Below are 17,687 nucleotides of genomic sequence, written 5' to 3'. Positions count from 1 at the left end.
GGGGTCGAGACCCCCACCATCGGACCTCCTGCGGAGGCGAGGTGGGGGTCTCGCGCCGGCCCCGCCGTGTCCGGGCTCGACTCGACCGGCGGAGTGTCGCTACTTGGCCGGCGGGATGCCGTCGGCCGGCGGCGTCGCCTCCTCCTGGTCGGCGTTGGTGATGGCAGCATCGCCGATGTCGGTGGTCTCGACGCCGGTGACCTGCTGGACCTTGCCGCCCTCCAGCTTGACCACCTTCATGCCCGAGGTGCCGAGATGGCTGTCGGCGCTGAAGCGGTACGGCGCATACACGGGCCCGGTGAGGCTCCCGCCCTGCTCCTCGAGCACCTTGACGAGCCCCTCACGGGTGAGGTCCTTGCCGGCCGCCTGCAGCGCCTGGACGAACGTGTAGGCCTGCGCCATGCCGTAGACCTCGTAGTTGCTCAGCGGCCCCTTGACGCCATTGGCCTTCCAGACCTTCTCGAACAGCTGGATCCACGGGTCGTCGGTCATGTCGACCGTGGGCAGGTAGGCGGTGGTCATGACGCCGTTGAGCAGCGCCGCGCCGTTCTTGACCTGCCCCTTGGAGAAGTTCGCCAGCAGAGAGCCGACGAGCGTCGCGTCGCTGCCCACGTTGGAGTAGAACCACTGCGGCTGGTAGTTCAGCTTCATCGCGACCAGCTGCGAGAGCGCGGTGTAGGACGGCACGTTGAAGCCCACGACGAGGTCGGCCTTCTTCGCCTTGAGCGCGGCGATCTGCGGCGTCACGTCGGTCCCGCCGGGGGTGTACTTCGACACGGCCACGATCTGCTTGTCGATGTACTGCCGCAGCCCCTTCTCGCCCGAGGCGCCGAAGTCGTCGTTCTGCAGGAAGAGACCGACCTTGGCGTGCGGCATGTTGTCCGCGATCCACTTGCCGATGATCTTGCCCTCGGACTCGTAGTCCGTCTGCCAGCCGAAGGTCCAGGGGTGCTTCGTCGGATCGTCGCCCCACGTCACCGAGCCGCTCGAGACGAAGACGTCGGGCACCTTGCTGGAGTTGAGGAAGTCGACGACCGCCTCGTGGGTCGGCGTGCCGAGCGCCCCCATCACGGCGAACACCTGGTCCTTGAGCACGAGCTCGTTGGTGACCGAGCTCGTCGTGGTCGGGTTGTAGGCGTCGTCCTTCACGACGTAGTCGATCTTGCGGTCGTAGACGCCGCCGTGGTCGTTGACGTAGTCGAAGTACGCCTTCACCCCCTTGGGGATCTCGCTGTAGCCGGGCGCCGCCACCCCGGTGAGCGGGTAGGTCGCGCCGATCTTGATGGAGGTGTCGGTGACCCCGGTGGAGTCGCCCGCACTTCCTTCGTCGCGGCTGCTCTGGTCGCGGCCGCAGCCCGCCAGCGCGAGCGCCCCGACGAGCAGCAGCGCCACGGCCCCTGCCGAGCCGCGGAGCCGGTGTCCCCTGCGTGTCGTGCGTGTCATGTGTCGGTCTCCTTCTCGGGTGGTGCGAGGTGTACGACGAGGGAGTCGCGGGCAGCGAGGCGACGAGGGTTCAGACGAGGCCTCGTCGGCGTTGCCAGAGCTGACGGAGGCTGCCCACCACGCCGGCGGGCGCGAGCAGGATGACGGCCATCATGATGAGGCCGTAGACGACGGGCGCGAGCTCCGCGGCCTGGACGTCGGAGAGGCCCGCTGACGTGCCCCAGCTGGTGACGGCCTGAGGCAGGAAGGTCAGCAACGCCGCCCCCAGCAGGGCACCGGTGAGGCTGCCGAGCCCGCCCAGCACGACCGCGCTGATCAGCGTCAGCGAGAGATCGACCGGGAAGCCGCTCGGCGCCGCGACCCGCACCGCGAGCGCCATCACGGCCCCGGCCAGGCCGGCCGCCGCCGTACTCACGACGAAGGCGAGGACCCGCGACCGACCCAGCGTGATGCCGGCGATCTCGGCGGCGACGTCGTTGTCGCGCAGCGCGCGCCAGTTGCGGCCGGTGCGGCTGCGCATGAGGTTCGCCAGCAGGACGTAGCTGACGATGAGCGCGATCCAGCCGAGGTAGGCGACGTAGCTCGTCGGGTCGACGTCGACGCCGGTGATCTGCCAGATGGTGTCGTCGAACCAGCGCGGCACGTCGGGGACCACGACGTGGAGCCCCTGTTCCTGGCCGAGACCGCCGGCGTACCTCACCAGCGCGGGGACGGCCACCGCGAGCGCGAGGGTCGCGCCGGCGACGTACGGGCCCTTGAGCCGCGCGGCTGCGACCCCGACGACGGCGCCGACGACGACCGTGATCACCACCGAGACGAGCATGACGACCACGAGCGGGAACGGCGGGTCACCGTCCTTGAGGAGGTACGCCGACGTGTAGGCACCGACGGCGAGGAACGCTCCGTGGCCGAGCGAGAGCTGCCCGGAGAGACCCGTGAGGACGGTGAGGCCGCCTGCGGCGATCGCGAGGTAGGCCATCGTCGCCATCTGGGCGTTGCGGAACGGGCTGAGCTGGCTCAGCACGAAGATCATGACCACCAGAGCCAGGAGTCCGAGGACGCCGTGGCGGACCAGCGGGATCCGCCACACCCGCGTGATGGCTGCCATCTCAGACCCTCCGTTCGGCGACATGGGAGAAGAGACCGCCCGGCCGCACCAGCAGCACGAGCACGAGGATCCCGAGCGCGGTGATCGGGACGAGGTCGGACGCGGCGTACCCGCTCACGAAGCTCAGTGCGAGGCCGAGGACCAGGCCGCCGACGACCGATCCCGCAGGGCTGTCCAGGCCGCCGAGGACCGCGGCCACGAAGCCGTAGACGACGACCGAGTCCATGAACTGCGGGAAGACCAGGTTGCCGCCGGCGACGAGCAGCCCGGCCAGGGAGCCGACCACCGCGGCGAGCGCCCAGCCGAGGGTGAGCATCTTCCCGACGCGTACGCCGAGGAGCCGCGCCACCTCGGGACTGAACGCCGAGGCCCGCATCTTGAGCCCGAGGTCGGTGAAGCGGAAGAGCGCCACGAGGAGCCCGAAGACGACCGCGACGGCGATCAGTGTGAAGATCCCGAAGCCCGTGATCGCGATGTCGTGGCCGGCGACGTGGAGGCCGCGCAGCCCGAACGGCGCCGGGAACGACTTGTAGTCCTGTCCGAACACGATCGCCGCCAGCGAGTGCAGGACGACGAAGAGGCCGAGCGTCAGGATGACGACGTTGAGGTCGGACTTGCCCTCCACGAACCGGACCAAGCCACGCTCGACCACCGCGCCGAGGACGAGCCCGGCGAGCAGCGCGACGGCGAAGCCGAACCAGTAGCTGCCGGTGTGGTCGATGACCTCGAGCGCGACGTAGGTCGTGACCATCGCCATCGGCGCCTGCGCGAAGTTGACCACCCGCGTGGAGCGCCAGATCAGGCAGAGCGCCAGCGCGAAGGCGGCGTAGACGGCGCCCAGCGTCAGGCCCGCAAGGAGCGTGGTGAAGAACTGTTGCACGGTCCCTCCTTTAGAACCCCAGGTAGGCGTGACGGAGCTTCTCGTCGGCGGCGAGCCTCTCGGCGGCGCCGCTGGCGACGACGCTGCCGAGGTTGAGCACGACACCGCGGTCGGCGATCGAGAGGGCGCTGGCCGCGTTCTGCTCGACGAGCAGGACCGTGAGGCCCTCGCTCTCGACGAGGTTGCGCAGCAGCGCCAGGATCTGCGCGACGACCCGGGGCGCGAGGCCCAACGACGGCTCGTCGAGGAGCAGGATGCGGGGCGCCGCCATCAGCGCGCGACCGATGACGAGCATCTGCCGCTCCCCGCCCGAGAGGACGTGGGCGGTCGCGGTGCGACGCTCCTTGAGGACCGGGAACAACGCGAAGACCCGGTCGAGGTCCACCGCCTCGGCCCCGGCGCGGCGGTGGAGCCCGCCGAGACGGAGGTTCTCCGCCACGGAGAGCTCGGCGATGACGCCGCGCCCTTCCGGGACGTGCGCGATGCCGAGGCTGGTCATCTTCTCCGGCGGCGTCCTGCTGAGGTCCGTGCCGTCGAGCAGGACCCGACCCTGCTGCGGCCGGACCAGCCCGGAGATGGTCCGCAGCAGCGTGGTCTTGCCGGCGCCGTTGGCCCCGAGCACGGCGGTCACCTGCCCCTCGGGCGCCTCCAGGCTGATGCCGTCGAGCGCGGTCACCGCGCCGTAGCGGGTGACGAGGTCGTCCACGGCCAGCATCAACGCACCTCCGTCGCGGTCCCGGCGGAGTGCTCCACCTGCGCATGGTCGACGGCGTTGCCGAGGTAGGCCGCGAGGACCGCCGGGTCGTCCTGGACCTGGGCGGGCGTCCCGCTCGCGATGACCCGCCCGAAGTCGAGCACCATCACCCGGTCGCACACGGTCATCACCAGATCCATGTGGTGCTCGACGAGCATGGTGGCCGTGGACTCGGTCAGCTCGCGGATGAGCGCCCCGAGCTCGTCCATCTCCTCGCGCGAGAGCCCGCTCGCCGGCTCGTCGAGCAGCAGGAGCCGGGGCTCCGCCACCAGTGCCCGGGCGAGGGCGGCCTTCTTCCGGATCGCGTAGGGCAGGCTGGGCGGCAGCCGGTCGGCGTACTCCTCGATGCCGAGCCTGGCCAGCGTCGCCCGCGCCCGCTCGGTGAGTCTGGCCTCGTCGCGGCTGCCGAGTCCCGCGAGCCCCGCCCAGAAGCCGGAGCGGGCGTGCACCTCAGCGCCCACGACGACGTTCTCCAGCACGCTCATCCGGTCGAAGAGGCCGAGACCCTGCAGGGTCCGCGCGATGCCGTGCCGGGCGAGGCGGGAGGGACGCACCCGCGGCAGTCGACGGCCCTCCCAGGACAGCTCGCCCTGCTGCGGCACGACGAACCCGCAGAGCACGTTGAAGAGGGTCGTCTTGCCGGCGCCGTTCGGGCCGATCACGCCCAGCACCTCGTGGGGCGCGACCTCCAGCGACACCCCGGAGAGAGCGTGGACCCCACCGAACCGCACGGACACGTCTTGGACCGAGAAGAGCGGTGCGGCACCCGGCCGCAGGGGGGCAGCGTCGTCGGCCATCGGCATCCCTCTCCCGTGATGTGACGGGGATCACTTTGGTCGCTGAGCACAGCACCGGACATGGGCGGAGCGCCCAATCCTGTTCGGGCTCCCCGTCCGGTTCCCCGCGGCGGTCCGCCGAGGCCTCTTGGCAGGACTGTGCGCTCGTGCGAAGGTGCCTGCGTGCGTGTGACCCAGGACACATCGGCGTCGGGGGAGGCACTCCGGCGTCAGGTCGAGCGCGCCTGGGCCGGCCTCGTCCCCCGCGCCGACGCGATCGCCGACGACATCACCCTGACGCTGCTCGAGCGAGAGCGGGAGTGGTACGACACCGCGGGGCCCCAGATCCAGGCCGACCTGCGGCAGAGCACGCGCGAGCACGTCCGACTGGGTTTGCGCGCCATGGCCGGGATGGCGACGGCGGACGACGCGCAGGAGCTCTGGCGGGAGACCGGCCGGCGCCGCGCCCGCCAGGGTGTGCCGCTCGAGCTCGTCCTCAACGCCTACACGATGGGTACCCGCGTGCTCTGGGAGGCGCTCGTGCACCGCCAGCGCGAGCCCGGCTCCGAGCTCGACGAGTACGTCGTCCTGGTCGCGGGCCGCCGGATCTGGTCCAACCTCGACGTCCAGAACTCCGTGATGTCGGCGGCCTACCGCAAGGAGAGCGCGCTGCTGCAGCGCCGCGACCTGCAGCTGCAGGGACGGCTCCTGGACGGCCTCGTCGAGGGCCGCGGCAGCGATCCCGCCTTCGCGGCCGAGGTGCAGGAGGTGCTCGGCGTCGCCGCCGACGAGCCGCTCGCCTGCGTCGTCGCCGCCTTCGACGGCGACCGGGACAGCCCCCTGCGCAACCCCGACGACCGGCTCGAGGAGGCCGGGCTGACGTCGTACTGGCAGGTCCGCGGCGACCTGCACTTCGGCCTGGTCCGACTCGGCAGCCACCCGGTCCGTGACGTCGTCGCGCTGCTCGCCCAATGCTCCTCGGGTCGGGTCGGCGTCGCCGCCTCCACCGGCCTGGCGGGTTTCTGCACGGCCTTCCAGCTCGCGTGCCACACGGTGGAGACGATCCCGCGGGGACGCACCGAGGTCTCCGACGTCGAGGACCGGCTGCCACGCGTGCTGCTCACCGCCAGCCCGGCCGTGACCGCGCTCCTCGTGCGCCGGACCCTCGGTCCGGTCCTCGCCCAGCCCAACCACCAGGCGGAGGTGCTCGTCGAGACGCTGCGGGCCCTCCTCGCCCACCACGGCTCGCCCACCCACGCCGCGCAGGACCTGTTCTGCCACCGCAACACGGTGATGTACCGCATGCGGCAGCTGCAGTCGCTGACCGGGCGTCGCCTGGACGACCCCGAGGACCGGCTGCTGCTGCAGCTCGGCCTCATGGCACTCGACCGCTGAGCCTGCGCCGAGCTCGTCCGGGCCGAGCGCAGGACGCCCGGTCAGCCACTCACACGGTCAGATCCACCAGATCCCCCAGCCGGGCCCGGTGGGCACCGGGGAGGCCCAGGGCGAGCTGGTCCGCCTTCGCACGCTTGAGGTAGAGGTGGGTGGGATGCTCCCAGGTCATCCCGATGCCGCCATGGAGCTGGACCGCCTCCTCGCCGGCGGTCACTGCGACGTCGCCGCACCAGGCCGCGGCGACACGGGCGGCGATCTCGGCCTCCTGGGTCGCCGGGCCCTCGGCGGCGAGTACGGCGGCGGCGTAGGTCGCCGCGGCCGAGGCACCCTCCACGCTGGTGTAGAGGTCGGCCAGCCGGTGCTTGAGCGCCTGGAAGCCGCCGACGATCCGGCCGAACTGGCGCCGCTGCTTGAGGTAGGCGACCGTCTGGGCGAGGCACCACTGCGCCACGCCGACCTGCTCGGCGGCGAGCAGCGCGGTGCCGGCCATCAGTCCTTGGCGTATCGCATCGAGGGCGGCGGGCGCACCGACGACGACCGGGGCGTCGGCCGCCGCCGGCGCGTCCACGGTCACGTCGGCGAGCTGGCGGCTCATGTCGAGCGAGACGACCGGGGTGACGGTCACCGCGCTCGCCGGGACGGCCCGAAGCTCGAGACCGCCCTCGGCCACGGCCGGGACCAGCAGGACGTCGGCCTCGATCGCCCCGGCGACGGAGACGACCGGCGACCTGACTGACGCGTCGGTCAGGTCGTCGCCGACCGCGGCCGTCAGCGGCAGCGCGAGCGCCGCGGTCCGCTCCCCCGTCGCGAGCCCGGTGAGCAGCTCCCGACCGGCGTCGGTCGGCCCGGCGAGAAGGGTGGTCGTCGCGATGACGCTGCTGGTGAGGAACGGCACCGGGGCGACGGAGCGCCCCAGCTCCTCGAGCACCACGGCCGCCTCGCGGGCGGAGGCCCCGGCGCCGCCGTACTCCTCGGGGACGAGCAGCCCGGCGAGACCGAGGTCGCCGGCGAGCCCCTTCCACAGGCCGGCGACGGCCGAGCGGTCACCGTCGTAGAGCGCCGCCACGGCGCCCGGCTCGCAGCGGTCGGCGAGGAAGTCGCGGACGGTGGTGCGCAGGTCCTGCTCCAGCTCGGTGTCGCGCAGCTCGACGTCGTCGCGCGCGTGGGTCGCGGTCATCGCGGGATCTCCTTCCACGGCACGTCCTTGTCGACGCGCGGCTCACTGGGCAGGCCGAGGACGCGCTCGGCGACGATGTTGCGGAGGATCTCGGAGGTGCCGCCCTCGATGGAGTTCCCCTTGGCGCGCAGGTAGCGGTAGACGGCGTCGCGACCGGTCATGTCGACCTGCTCGGGTCGCCGCATCGTCCAGCCCGGCTCGGACTCGTAGCGCAGCCCGTCGGCACCCCGGATCTCGAGGTCGAGGCCGGTCAGCTCCTGGTTGATCCGGGCGAAGGTGAGCTTCATGGCCGAGCCCTCGGGACCCGGCTGCCCCACCGCCAGCTTCTGGCGCAGCCGCTGGCCGGTGAGCCGGGCGACCTCGGCCTCGACCCAGAGCCGCATCAGCCGGTCGTGCAGCTCGGGCGTGTGGGCCTCGGGCCGCTCCCGCCACGACTGGGCGACGAGCCCGACCATGCCGCCCTCACGCGGCTGGGCGTGGCCGCCGATCGCCACTCGTTCGTTGTTGAGCGTCGCGTTGGCGACCCGCCACCCGTCCCCCACCTCGCCGAGGCGCTGGCCGTCGGGGATGCGTACGTCGGTCAGGAAGACCTCGTTGAACTCCGCCTCGCCGGTGATCTGCCGTAGCGGGCGTACGTCGACGCCCGGGGCGTGCATGTCGCACAGGAAGTAGGTGAGTCCGCGATGCTTGGGGACGTCCGGGTCGGTGCGCGCCACCAGGATCGCGAAGTCCGCGTTGTGCGCGCCCGACGTCCAGACCTTCTGTCCGTTGACGACCCAGCCCTCGGCGTCGCGGACCGCACGCGTCGCCAGACCCGCAAGGTCGGAGCCGGCGCCCGGCTCGCTGAAGAGCTGGCACCAGATCTCCTCACCGCACCACAGCGGCTCGAGGTAGCGCTGCCTCTGCTCCTCGGTGCCGAACGCGAGGATCGTGGGCGCGGCCATGCCGAGCCCGATGCCGTTGCGCCGAGGGTTGTTGTCGGGCGCCCCGGCGGCGGCGAACAGCCCGTCGACCAGCGGCTGCAGCGCCCGGGGCAGGCCGAGGCCGCCGTACCCCTCGGGGAAGGAGACCCAGGCGAGGCCGGCGCGGTAGCGCGCGTGCAGGAACGCGGACCGGTCGGTGGTGGCCGGGTCGTGCTCGGCGAGGAACGCCGCCACGCGCTCCCGCAGCTCGTCGGGAGTCATCGGGGTCCCCGCTCGATGGTCGGGCGGAGGAGCGGAGCGGGGAAGGCCGAGAATCGAGTGGGGTGGCTCATCGGGGTCCCCGATCGATTGTCGGGCGGAGGAGCGGAGCGGGGGAGGCCGAGAATCGAGTGGGGTGGTTCATCGGGGTCCCTCCCGGCGTGCGGCCTGGCGGCGCAGCTCGGCGCGGGCCAGCGCGTTCTTGTGCACCTCGTCGGGGCCGTCGGCGAACCGGAGCGTCCGGATGCCGGCGTACGCCCGGGCCAGCGGGAAGTCCTGCGAGAGCCCGCCGGCACCGTGCGCCTGGATGGCCTTGTCGAGGATCCACTGCACCGTGGCCGGCGTCGCGATCTTGATCGCCTGGATCTCGGTGTGGGCGCCCTTGTTGCCGACCGTGTCCATCAGCCACGCGGTCTTGAGCACCAGCAGCCGCAGCTGCTCGATCCGGACCCGCGACTCCGCGATCCAGTCCCGGACCACGCCTTGCTCCGCGAGCGGCCGGCCGAACGCCACCCGACCCTCGACCCGCTCGCACATCAGCTCGACCGCCTTCTCCGCGAGACCGATCGACCGCATGCAGTGGTGGATCCGGCCAGGACCCAGCCGCGCCTGCGCGATCGCGAACCCGGCCCCCTCCTCGCCGATCAGGTTCGCCACCGGCACGCGCACGTCGTGGAAGGCCAGCTCGGCGTGACCGCCGTGGTCGTGGTCGTCATAGCCGAAGACCTCCATCCCGCGCTTGACCTCCAGCCCCGGGGTGTCACGCGGGACCAGGATCATCGACTGCTGCCGGTGGCGCTCGGCGTCGGGGTCGGTCTTGCCCATGACGATGAGGATCGTCGCGTTGGGGTTCATCGCCCCGGTGATCCACCACTTGCGGCCGTTGATCACGTAGGAGTCGCCGTCGCGCTCGATCCGGGTCGCGATATTGGTCGCGTCCGAGGAGGCCACGTCGGGCTCGGTCATCGCGAACGAGGACCGGATCCGGCCGTCGAGGAGCGGCTCGAGCCACTCCTTCTTCTGTACCTCGGTCCCGAACTGCGCCAGCACCTCCATGTTGCCGGTGTCGGGCGCCGCGCAGTTGAGCGCGGCGGGCGCAAGGTGGCTGCGGCCGGTGAGCTCGGCGAGTGGGGCGTACTGCAGGTTGGTCAGCCCCGCGCCTGCCTCCCCCGGCAGGAAGAGGTTCCACAGTCCCCGGCTGCGGGCCTCGGCCCGCAGCTCCTGGAGCACCGGCACGGTGTCCCAGGCCCACGGGTCCGGTTGTGCGGCCAGCTGCTCGTCGAAGACCGGCTCCGCCGGTTCGACGTACGACGTCATGAAGTCGAGCAGGTCCGCCCGGAGCTCCTCGGTGCGGGCGTCATGTGCGAAGTCCATCAGGCTCTCTCTCCTAGTGCGGTGAGGCCGGCGTCCAGCAGCGGGTGGATCGCGTCGCCGACGGTGTCGAAGCCGGGCCCGACGGTCTGGCCCTGCAGGTAGCGGTAGTGGATGCCCTCGAGGATCGCGGCGAGCTTGAAGGCCGCGAGCCCGAGGTAGAACCCGAAGTGGGTGAGGTCGCGGTGGCTGGCCGCGTCGTAGCGCCCGAGGAGCTCGTCCTCGGAGAGCCAGCCCGGAGCCCGGCTCACGTCGGTGACGGTCCCATCGGCGGCCCAGTCGGCCATCCGCTGATAGGTGATGAGGACGGCGAGGTCGGTGACGGGGTCGCCGAGCGTGGCCATCTCCCAGTCGACGACCGCCCGGATCCGGTCCTCGCCGTCGTCGGTGTCGGTGTCGGTGTCGGTGAGGACGTTGTCGAGCCGGTAGTCACCGTGGACGATCCCCGGCACCGACCCGACCTCCTCGACCGTCGTGACCGCGGCCGCCAGCCGGCGGTGGAGCTCCTCGGCGGCAGGGAGGTCACGGGTGTGGGAGGCGTCGAGCTGCTTCTTCCAGCGGCCGACCTGACGGGAGAGGAACCCCTCCGGGCGACCGAAGTCGCCCAACCCCACCTCGGCCGGGTCGACGGCGTGGAGCGCGGCCAAGACGTCGACCAGCTGCTCACACAGCCCGCGGGTCCGCGCAGGCCCGAGCGGCTCCAGCTCGCTGGCGTGCCGGTAGGGCCGTCCGACCACCCGCTCCATCACATAGAACGGCGCACCGAGCACCTCCTCGTCACGGCAGAGCGCGAAGGTCCTCGGCACCGGCACAGCGGTGTCGCGCAGCGCGGTCATCACGGTGTACTCCCGGGCCATGTCGTGCGCCGTCGCCAGCACGTGACCGAGCGGTGGACGCCGGACGATCCAGGTGCCCGTGCCGTCCCCCACCTCGTAGGTGAGGTTGGACTTCCCACCGGCGATGTGGCGCGCGGTGAGCCCCGCCGGCGAGGCGGCGCGAACCTCGGGGAGGTGCTCGACCAGCCACGGGTGGAGCCGGGCGAGGTCGAGACCGGGGAGGCTCTCGGTCGCTTCCTGCGCGATCACGCCACACCTCCGAGCTCCGGGACGAGGGTGGCCAGGGCCGCCCGGGTGGTGGCGGCGTCCGTGTGGAGCACCGCCTCGAGGCCCATCGCCCGCGCGCCCGCGATATTGGGCTCCGCGTCGTCGACGAACACGCACTCCTCGGCGTCGACCCCGAGCCGCTCGAGGACGAGCCGATAGATCGCCGGGTCCGGCTTGCGCAGCCCCACCTCGGCCGAGATCACGATCGGGTCGAAGAGCGCCGTCAGCCGGTCACGCGGGTAGGTGTCGCCCCAGCTGTTGGAGAGCAGCGCGACCCGGTGGCCCGCCGCACACAGGTCCTCGGCGAGCTTCCACATCGCGGGGTCGGGGCGCAGCCCGGCGAACAGCCGCGACAGCACGCCCTGCGCCGCGACCGGGCCGCCGTCGTACGTCTGCAGGCGTGCGGCCAGCAGAGCGTCGAACTCGGCGATGCTCAGCTCGCCGAGCTCGAGGCGGTGGATCGGCGTCCCCGGCGCGGCGTCGCGGCCCAGCCACTCCTTGAGGACGGCGGTGAAGCTCTCCGGACGGATCCCGTCGGCCTCGAGCCAGGCCGTGATCGAGGCGCCGACGGGTGAGGTCAGCACGCCGCCGTAGTCGAGGACGACCGCCTTCATGCCGAGGCCTCGTAGACGACCCGGCCGACGGTGGTGCCGTCGGCGAGGCGTTGTACGCCGTCGGCGACCCGCTCCAGCGGCAGCCGCTCGCTCACCAGCGGCGCGATGGCGCCCTCGTCGGCGAGCCTCACCAGCTCGCGATGGCACTGCGCCACCAGCCCCGGCGCCTGCTGGTTGTAGAGCCCCCAGTGCAGGCCGAGGATCGCGTAGTTCTTGATCAGCGCGTGGTTGAGCGCCGCCTGCTGGATGCGCCCGCCCGCGAAGCCGATGACGAGGATCCGGCCCTCGAAGGCGATGCACTTGGTCGACCGGTCATAGGTGTCGCCGCCGACCGGGTCGTAGACGACGTCGGCGCCACGACCGCCGGTCATCTCCTTGACCACGGCGACGAAGTCGTCGGTGTAGCGGTCGACCACGACGTCGGCCCCCAACGCCGCCGCGACCTTCGCCTTCTCCGACCCGCCGACGACGCCCACGACCGTCGCGCCGGCAGCCTTGCCGAGCTGGACCGCCGCGCTGCCAACACCGCCCGCCGCCGCATGGACGAGCAGCGTCTCGCCGGGCTGGAGCGCGGCCCGGCGGTGGAGCGCGAACCATCCCGTCTGGTAGCCGATGTAGAGCGACGACGCCTGCGCGTCGTCGAGCCCGCTCGGCGCGGGGAACGTGGTCGCGGCCTCCATGAGGGCGAGTTCGCCGAAGCCGCCGTACGGCAGGGCGCCGGCGCCGATCACCCGGTCGCCCGGCGTGACGTCCGTGACGCCGTCGCCGACGGAGACGACCTCGCCGCACAGCTCCACACCCGGTGTGAACGGCAGCTCGGGCCGCACCTGGTAGAGCCCGCGGCACATGAGCACGTCGGGGAAGTTGGCCGGCGAGGCGAGGACCCGGACGACGAGCTGACCGGGCCCCGGCCGCGGATCCTCGACGTCCGCCAGTGTCATCACGTCCCGCGGCTCCCCCAGCTCGGCGACACGCCACGCCCTCATGACAGGACCCCCTGCTCCTCGAGTCGACGTTGGATCCGGTTCATCCCGGCAAGCCAACGGTCAGGGTCGGCCGCCCGGCCGGCGTAGTAGTCCGCGACCTGCGGGTGCGGCAGGATCAGGAACCGGTCGTCCTGGGCGGCCTCCCAGACCACGTCGGCCACCTGCGCCGGGGTGAGCGCCTCGTCGTGGCTGAGCAGGTCCTGCAGGCCCTGCGAGCGCTTGAGCATCGAGGTCCGCACGCCCTGCGGGCAGATCGCCTGGACGACAACGCCGCGGTGGCGGTAGGTCACCGAGAGCCACTCCGCGAAGGCGACCGCCGCATGCTTGGTCACGGAGTAGGCCGGGGCGCCCACCATCGTGAGCAGCCCCGCGGCCGAGGCAGTGACGACGAACCGCCCGCCGTGCTCCTCCTGCTCCGCCCGCGCGAGCCAGCGCGGCACCAGGAGACGCGCCGTGCGCACGTGGGCGAGCACGTTGACGTCGTACGACGCCGCCCAGTCGTCCTCGGAGGCGTCGAGACCGCGACCCCGGTCGATGCCGGCGTTGGCATACCACGCATCGATCGCGCCGAGGTGGTCCTCCGCCGCCTGGACCAGCGCCGCGACGCCGGCCTGTGTGCTGAGGTCGCTCGCGACCGGATGGGCGCCGAGCTCCGCGGCCGTCCGCTGCAGCTCGGTGGCGTCGACGTCAGCCACGACGACGCGGCAGCCCTCGGCCGTCAGCTTCGCGGCGAGGCCTTTCCCGATCCCGCGCGCGGCCCCGGTGACGACGACCCCGCTGCCCGCCGTCAGGGGCGAGGTCACCATCAGACCCCACCGCCGGCGAGCGTGACGCCGCCGTCGACCGTGAGCAGCTGGCCGGTCACCCAGGCGGCGTCCTCGGAGAGGAGGAAGGCGACCACGCCGGCGATGTCCTCCGGCGTGCCGAGCCGCTTGAGCGGGTACGCCTCGGCGACCTCGGCCTCCTTGCCCTCGTAGAGCAGGGTGGCGAACTTCGTCTTCACCACCGCCGGCAGGACGGCGTTGACCCGGATGTCGGGGCCGAGCTCGAGCGCCAGCCCCTGGGTGAGGTAGTTGAGCATCGACTTGCTGGCACCGTAGATCGCGAGCAGCCGCGTGGGCGCGAGGCCGGCGACCGACGAGACGTTGACGATGGCGCCGCCGTGCTCGCCGAGCCAGGCCTTCCGGATCTGCTGGACCCAGGAGATCGCGGCCAGGCAGTTGACCTCGATGGTCTTGCGCGCGGCCCCGAGGTCGAGGTCGAGCAGGCCACCGGCCATGGGGTTGATGCCGGCGTTGTTGACGAGCAGGTCGGCGCTGCCGAACGTGTCGATCGCGCGCCCGATCACCTCGGCCTGGTGGTCGACGTCGTCGGCCCTGCCGGCGATCCCGAGCGCGTGCTCCGGGCCGCCGAGGGCGGTGACCGCCTCCGCCAGCGCCTCCGGCTTCCGGGCGGTGATCACGACCTTGGCGCCCTCGTCGACGAGCCGCCGGGCGATCCCCAGTCCGATCCCGCGACTCGCGCCGGTGACGATCGCCGTACGTCCCTCGAACCTCGACATCCGCTCTCCCTCGTGCTTGGCTGCTGACTAAGCGCTTGCTTATGCTGTGACAGCAGTCACTGTAGGACGGCGAGGGCGAGGAGGGAAGGGCATGGCGACGGACAGCTCGCGAAGCCGGCTACGCGAGGCCGCGGTCGCAGCCTTCGCCGAGCGGGGCTTCCACGGCACGACGACGCGCGACATCGCGACCACGGCCGGCATGAGCCCGGCCGCGCTCTACGTGCACCACCGCTCCAAGGAGGAGCTCCTCCACGAGCTGTCCCTGCAGGGGCACGAGGCGACGCTGCGCCTGGTGCGCGACGCGATCGCGCGCCACGACTCCCCCACCGAGCAACTACGCGCCCTCGTGCACGACTTCGCCGTGCACCACGCGCGCGGCCACACCCATGCGCGGGTGGTGAACTACGAGCTCGCGGCGCTCAGTCCCGAGCACCTCGCCGAGATCTTGGCGCTCCGGCACGAGATCGACCGGCTCGTCCGCGGGGTCGTCGAGGCCGGGGCCGCCGCCGGTGATTTCGACGTCCCCTGTCCGCGGATGGCCGCCACCGCGCTGCTCTCGCTCGGCATCGACATCGCGCGCTGGTACGACGACGGCGGACGCTGGTCACCCGAGGACGTCGCCGACGGGTACGCCGACATGGCCCTGCGGATCGTCGGCGCCGCCCCACGTTGAGTCGAGTCGTCGGTTTGGACGGGTCGAGTCGTCGGTTTGGACGGGCCGAGTCGTGGGTTTGGAAGGGTCGAGTCGTGGGTTTGTACGACGCCAGCGACCACAACCCGCAGCTCGACCGGGCACAACCGACAACTCGACCGACCACAACGCGCAACTCGACGGGCTACAACCGGCCACTCGGCCGGGCTCAGCCGACGACGACCTCGATGCGCTGGAACTCCTTGAGCTCGGTGTAGCCGGTGGTGGCCATGGCGCGCTTGAGGGCGCCGACGAGGTTCATCGTGCCGTCGGCGACGTGGGAGGGGCCGAAGAGGATCTCCTCGAAGGTGCCGACGGCCTCGAACTCCACCCGCTGGCCGCGCGGCAACTCGGCGTGGTGGGCCTCGGCGCCCCAGTGGAAGCCACGGCCGGGCGCGTCGCTCGCGCGCGCGAACGGCGAGCCGACCATGACCGCGTCGGCGCCGCAGGCGATCGCCTTCGCGATGTCGCCGGACCGGCCGACGCCACCGTCGGCGATGACGTGGACGTAGCGTCCGCCGGACTCGTCGAGGTAGTCCCGGCGGGCCGCGGCGACGTCCGCGACGGCGGAGGCCATCGGCACCGCCACGCCGAGGACGGTGCGGGTCGTGTGGGCGGCACCGCCGCCGAAGCCGACGAGGACGCCCGCGGCGCCGGTGCGCATCAGGTGGAGCGCCGCCTGATAGGTGGCGCAGCCGCCGACGATGACGGGGACGTCGAGCTCATAGATGAACTCCTTGAGGTTGAGCGGCTCGGCCTGCGAGGAGACATGCTCGGCGGACACGGTGGTGCCCCGGATGACGAACATGTCCACGCCCGCGTCGACCACCGTCTTCGCGAACTCGTTGGTCCGCTGCGGGCTCAGCGCCCCGGCGACGGTCACCCCCGACTCTCGGACCTCGCGCAGCCGCTCGGCGATGAGCTCCGCCTTGATCGGCTCGGTGTAGATCTCCTGCAGCCGCTTGGTCCCCTCGACCCCGCGCAGGCCGGCGACCTCCTCGAGCAGCGGCTCGGGGTCGTCGTACCTGGTCCACAGGCCCTCGAGGTTGAGGACGCCGAGACCGCCGAGCTGACCCAGCTTGATCGCCGTCGCGGGCGACATCACCGAGTCCATCGGGGCCGCCAGGACCGGGATGTCGAAGCGGTAGGCGTCGATCTGCCAGTCCGTGCTGACCTCTTCGGGGTCACGCGTACGGCGGCTCGGCACGATCGCCACGTCGTCGAAGGAATAGGCGCGTCGCGCCCGCTTGGCCCGTCCGATCTCGATCTCGGTCACCGGGGAAGTCTAGATGAGGCCGATGCCATACTCGTGCGGGTGCACAGGGAGATGAACACCCCGCGGGCCGCCGGCCTCCCCTCGGCGCCGGTCGTGTACAAGCCGAGAGAGGCGTTCCGCATCAGGATCGTCGTCGGACTCGTCGTACTCGCCTTCTTCTGCCTGCTGCTGACGATCCCGGCGATCGCCTCCGGCGCCACCGCCGGCATCGTGATCCTGCCGCTGATCGCCATCGCCGCCGCGCTGGGACTGTGGAGCGAGCTGCGACGCCGTGTCGTCGTGACCGACGACGAGCTGGTCGTGCTGAGCCGCTTCACCCAGGTCCGGGTGCGGCTGTCGGACCTGACAGCGGTGCATCACGAGCGGACGGGCCGGCGCGCCGATCGCCATCGCCTGGTGGTCTGGGTCGCCGCCACCGGGAAGCGCCCGTTCCGGATCTACTTCCTGGTCGGGTACCCCACCTTCGTGCAGGACCTCCGCCACCGGGCCACCGAGTGCGGCGCGCGGATCGACGTCAACGCCGACGACCTGGCCGAGGCCCCGGCGGGGACCCGCGTGTTCTTCACCGCCGCGTAGCGGCTCACTCCTCCGGCAACGGCCGGCCCTCCATCAGCGCGAACTGCCTCTCCTCCGGCAACGCATCCACGCCGATGCCGGCGAGCAGGTCCGCCCGCTCCTCCTCATCGAGCCGGTCGATGCCGGCCTGGAGGTTGTCGACGCTCGTCCGCGTCAGCCGGGCGAAGGGGGGATGCTCGAAGACCCGCCGGACGCTCTGCGTGCCACGCAGCACGGACAGGCACAGGTCACGCAGGCCCGGGTCGTCGGTACGTCGGGCGATCACCGCGATGTCCGCCCGCAGCCGCCGGACCAGGACCGGGTCGTTACCGGGTCGTTGCCGGCCACTGCTGAGATCGCCGAGTAGTCGACCTCGGGCGATTCCATCTCCGCGGCGGTGGCCGCGTCGGGCAGCCCAGGGTCGCCGGGCGCGGTCCGGCCGGTGCTCACGCTCGAACTCGGCCACCGCGTCCGCGGCGTGCCCTCCCCGCGCGACCATCGAGTAGTCGCCGGCGATGGACTTGGTCAGCAGCGCGGCAGGGTCGAGGCCGAAGATGCTGGCCACCTTGAGCACGTCGTTGCCGATGGAGAGCCACCCCGCCTGGTCCATGATCCAGTGCACCGGATCCGGGATCATCACCTCCGACTCGGGCACCTCGTCGAGCGGCCCCGCGGGATCCTCCACCTTGCCTCCGCTCGCCTCGTCATCCAGCGGCGGCGGCTTCCCCACCCCCGGCCAGACCTGGTCCATCCGAGCGTTGGCGTCGGCGTCGTTGTCCTCGTAGACCTGTGCCGAACCGGCCAGCGCCAGGCCGG

At 72.0% G+C, this 17,687-nt stretch carries 18 protein-coding genes; 3 read left to right on the top strand and 15 right to left on the bottom strand.

Annotation, left to right across the window (positions count from 1 at the left end):
• Window positions 1-99: 99 nt before the first annotated feature.
• The 5 genes from AB3X52_RS10820 to AB3X52_RS10800 form a co-directional block, all read right to left on the bottom strand.
• Window positions 100-1,443, bottom strand: a complete 1,344-nt coding sequence (locus tag AB3X52_RS10820) for an ABC transporter substrate-binding protein (RefSeq protein ID WP_367994079.1) — start codon at window positions 1,441-1,443, stop codon at window positions 100-102.
• Window positions 1,444-1,513: 70 nt separating this feature from the next.
• Window positions 1,514-2,551 carry a branched-chain amino acid ABC transporter permease gene (locus AB3X52_RS10815; protein ID WP_367994078.1) on the bottom strand — a complete coding sequence of 346 codons (1,038 nt, stop codon included), beginning with the start codon at window positions 2,549-2,551 and terminating at the stop codon, window positions 1,514-1,516.
• Window position 2,552: 1 nt separating this feature from the next.
• Window positions 2,553-3,431 carry a branched-chain amino acid ABC transporter permease gene (locus tag AB3X52_RS10810; RefSeq protein WP_367994077.1) on the bottom strand — a complete coding sequence of 293 codons (879 nt, stop codon included), beginning with the start codon at window positions 3,429-3,431 and terminating at the stop codon, window positions 2,553-2,555.
• A gap of 10 nt (window positions 3,432-3,441) precedes the next feature.
• A complete protein-coding gene (locus AB3X52_RS10805) occupies window positions 3,442-4,146 on the bottom strand; it encodes an ABC transporter ATP-binding protein (protein WP_367994076.1) in 705 nt (234 codons plus the stop codon).
• Window positions 4,146-4,982 (bottom strand): ABC transporter ATP-binding protein, encoded by an 837-nt coding sequence (locus tag AB3X52_RS10800; RefSeq protein WP_367994075.1) that lies wholly within the window; start codon window positions 4,980-4,982, stop codon window positions 4,146-4,148. Before AB3X52_RS10800 ends, AB3X52_RS10805 begins: the two co-directional genes overlap by 1 nt.
• Before the next feature lie 162 nt (window positions 4,983-5,144).
• Here AB3X52_RS10800 and AB3X52_RS10795 point away from each other — a divergent pair, with 162 nt between their 5' ends.
• Entirely contained in the window at window positions 5,145-6,356 is a 1,212-nt protein-coding gene (locus AB3X52_RS10795; RefSeq protein WP_367994074.1) for a PucR family transcriptional regulator, read from the top strand.
• Window positions 6,357-6,405: 49 nt separating this feature from the next.
• Here the strand turns inward: AB3X52_RS10795 and AB3X52_RS10790 are convergent, their stop codons facing one another.
• From AB3X52_RS10790 to AB3X52_RS10755, 8 genes are all read right to left on the bottom strand, one after another.
• On the bottom strand, window positions 6,406-7,533 hold the full coding sequence (locus AB3X52_RS10790; RefSeq protein ID WP_367994073.1) for an acyl-CoA dehydrogenase family protein: 1,128 nt from the start codon (window positions 7,531-7,533) through the stop codon (window positions 6,406-6,408).
• Entirely contained in the window at window positions 7,530-8,717 is a 1,188-nt protein-coding gene (locus AB3X52_RS10785; RefSeq protein ID WP_367994072.1) for an acyl-CoA dehydrogenase family protein, read from the bottom strand. The genes AB3X52_RS10790 and AB3X52_RS10785 overlap by 4 nt, the downstream gene beginning before the upstream one ends.
• A gap of 138 nt (window positions 8,718-8,855) precedes the next feature.
• Complete coding sequence (locus AB3X52_RS10780) at window positions 8,856-10,088, bottom strand: acyl-CoA dehydrogenase family protein (RefSeq protein WP_367994071.1); 1,233 nt, start codon at window positions 10,086-10,088, stop codon at window positions 8,856-8,858.
• Window positions 10,088-11,170, bottom strand: coding sequence for a phosphotransferase family protein (locus tag AB3X52_RS10775; protein WP_367994070.1), 1,083 nt, complete (start codon window positions 11,168-11,170; stop codon window positions 10,088-10,090). The genes AB3X52_RS10780 and AB3X52_RS10775 overlap by 1 nt, the downstream gene beginning before the upstream one ends.
• Window positions 11,167-11,802, bottom strand: coding sequence for an HAD family hydrolase (locus AB3X52_RS10770; protein ID WP_367994069.1), 636 nt, complete (start codon window positions 11,800-11,802; stop codon window positions 11,167-11,169). The genes AB3X52_RS10775 and AB3X52_RS10770 overlap by 4 nt, the downstream gene beginning before the upstream one ends.
• On the bottom strand, window positions 11,799-12,788 hold the full coding sequence (locus AB3X52_RS10765; protein WP_367994068.1) for an NADPH:quinone oxidoreductase family protein: 990 nt from the start codon (window positions 12,786-12,788) through the stop codon (window positions 11,799-11,801). Before AB3X52_RS10765 ends, AB3X52_RS10770 begins: the two co-directional genes overlap by 4 nt.
• The gene (locus tag AB3X52_RS10760; RefSeq protein WP_367994067.1) at window positions 12,785-13,594 is read right to left on the bottom strand and encodes an SDR family oxidoreductase; all 810 of its coding nucleotides are present in this window, start codon (window positions 13,592-13,594) and stop codon (window positions 12,785-12,787) included. The genes AB3X52_RS10765 and AB3X52_RS10760 overlap by 4 nt, the downstream gene beginning before the upstream one ends.
• Entirely contained in the window at window positions 13,594-14,349 is a 756-nt protein-coding gene (locus AB3X52_RS10755) for an SDR family oxidoreductase (RefSeq protein ID WP_367994066.1), read from the bottom strand. Before AB3X52_RS10755 ends, AB3X52_RS10760 begins: the two co-directional genes overlap by 1 nt.
• Window positions 14,350-14,440: 91 nt before the next feature.
• Between AB3X52_RS10755 and AB3X52_RS10750 the strand changes: the two genes are divergently transcribed.
• The gene (locus AB3X52_RS10750; protein WP_367994065.1) at window positions 14,441-15,022 is read left to right on the top strand and encodes a TetR/AcrR family transcriptional regulator; all 582 of its coding nucleotides are present in this window, start codon (window positions 14,441-14,443) and stop codon (window positions 15,020-15,022) included.
• A gap of 187 nt (window positions 15,023-15,209) precedes the next feature.
• Here the strand turns inward: AB3X52_RS10750 and AB3X52_RS10745 are convergent, their stop codons facing one another.
• A complete protein-coding gene (locus AB3X52_RS10745) occupies window positions 15,210-16,316 on the bottom strand; it encodes a GuaB3 family IMP dehydrogenase-related protein (protein ID WP_367994064.1) in 1,107 nt (368 codons plus the stop codon).
• A 39-nt stretch (window positions 16,317-16,355) separates the two neighbouring features.
• Here AB3X52_RS10745 and AB3X52_RS10740 point away from each other — a divergent pair, with 39 nt between their 5' ends.
• The gene (locus AB3X52_RS10740; RefSeq protein ID WP_367994063.1) at window positions 16,356-16,892 is read left to right on the top strand and encodes a hypothetical protein; all 537 of its coding nucleotides are present in this window, start codon (window positions 16,356-16,358) and stop codon (window positions 16,890-16,892) included.
• Window positions 16,893-16,896: 4 nt separating this feature from the next.
• On the opposite strand, the gene AB3X52_RS10735 is transcribed toward AB3X52_RS10740, so the two are convergent.
• Window positions 16,897-17,622 carry a hypothetical protein gene (locus AB3X52_RS10735; RefSeq protein WP_367994062.1) on the bottom strand — a complete coding sequence of 242 codons (726 nt, stop codon included), beginning with the start codon at window positions 17,620-17,622 and terminating at the stop codon, window positions 16,897-16,899.
• Window positions 17,623-17,687 lie beyond the last annotated feature (65 nt).

The organism is Nocardioides eburneus (assembly GCF_040838215.1).
GTDB classification, from domain to species: Bacteria; Actinomycetota; Actinomycetes; order Propionibacteriales; family Nocardioidaceae; genus Nocardioides; species Nocardioides eburneus.
This window is presented reverse-complemented; position numbering and strand designations above follow the sequence as displayed.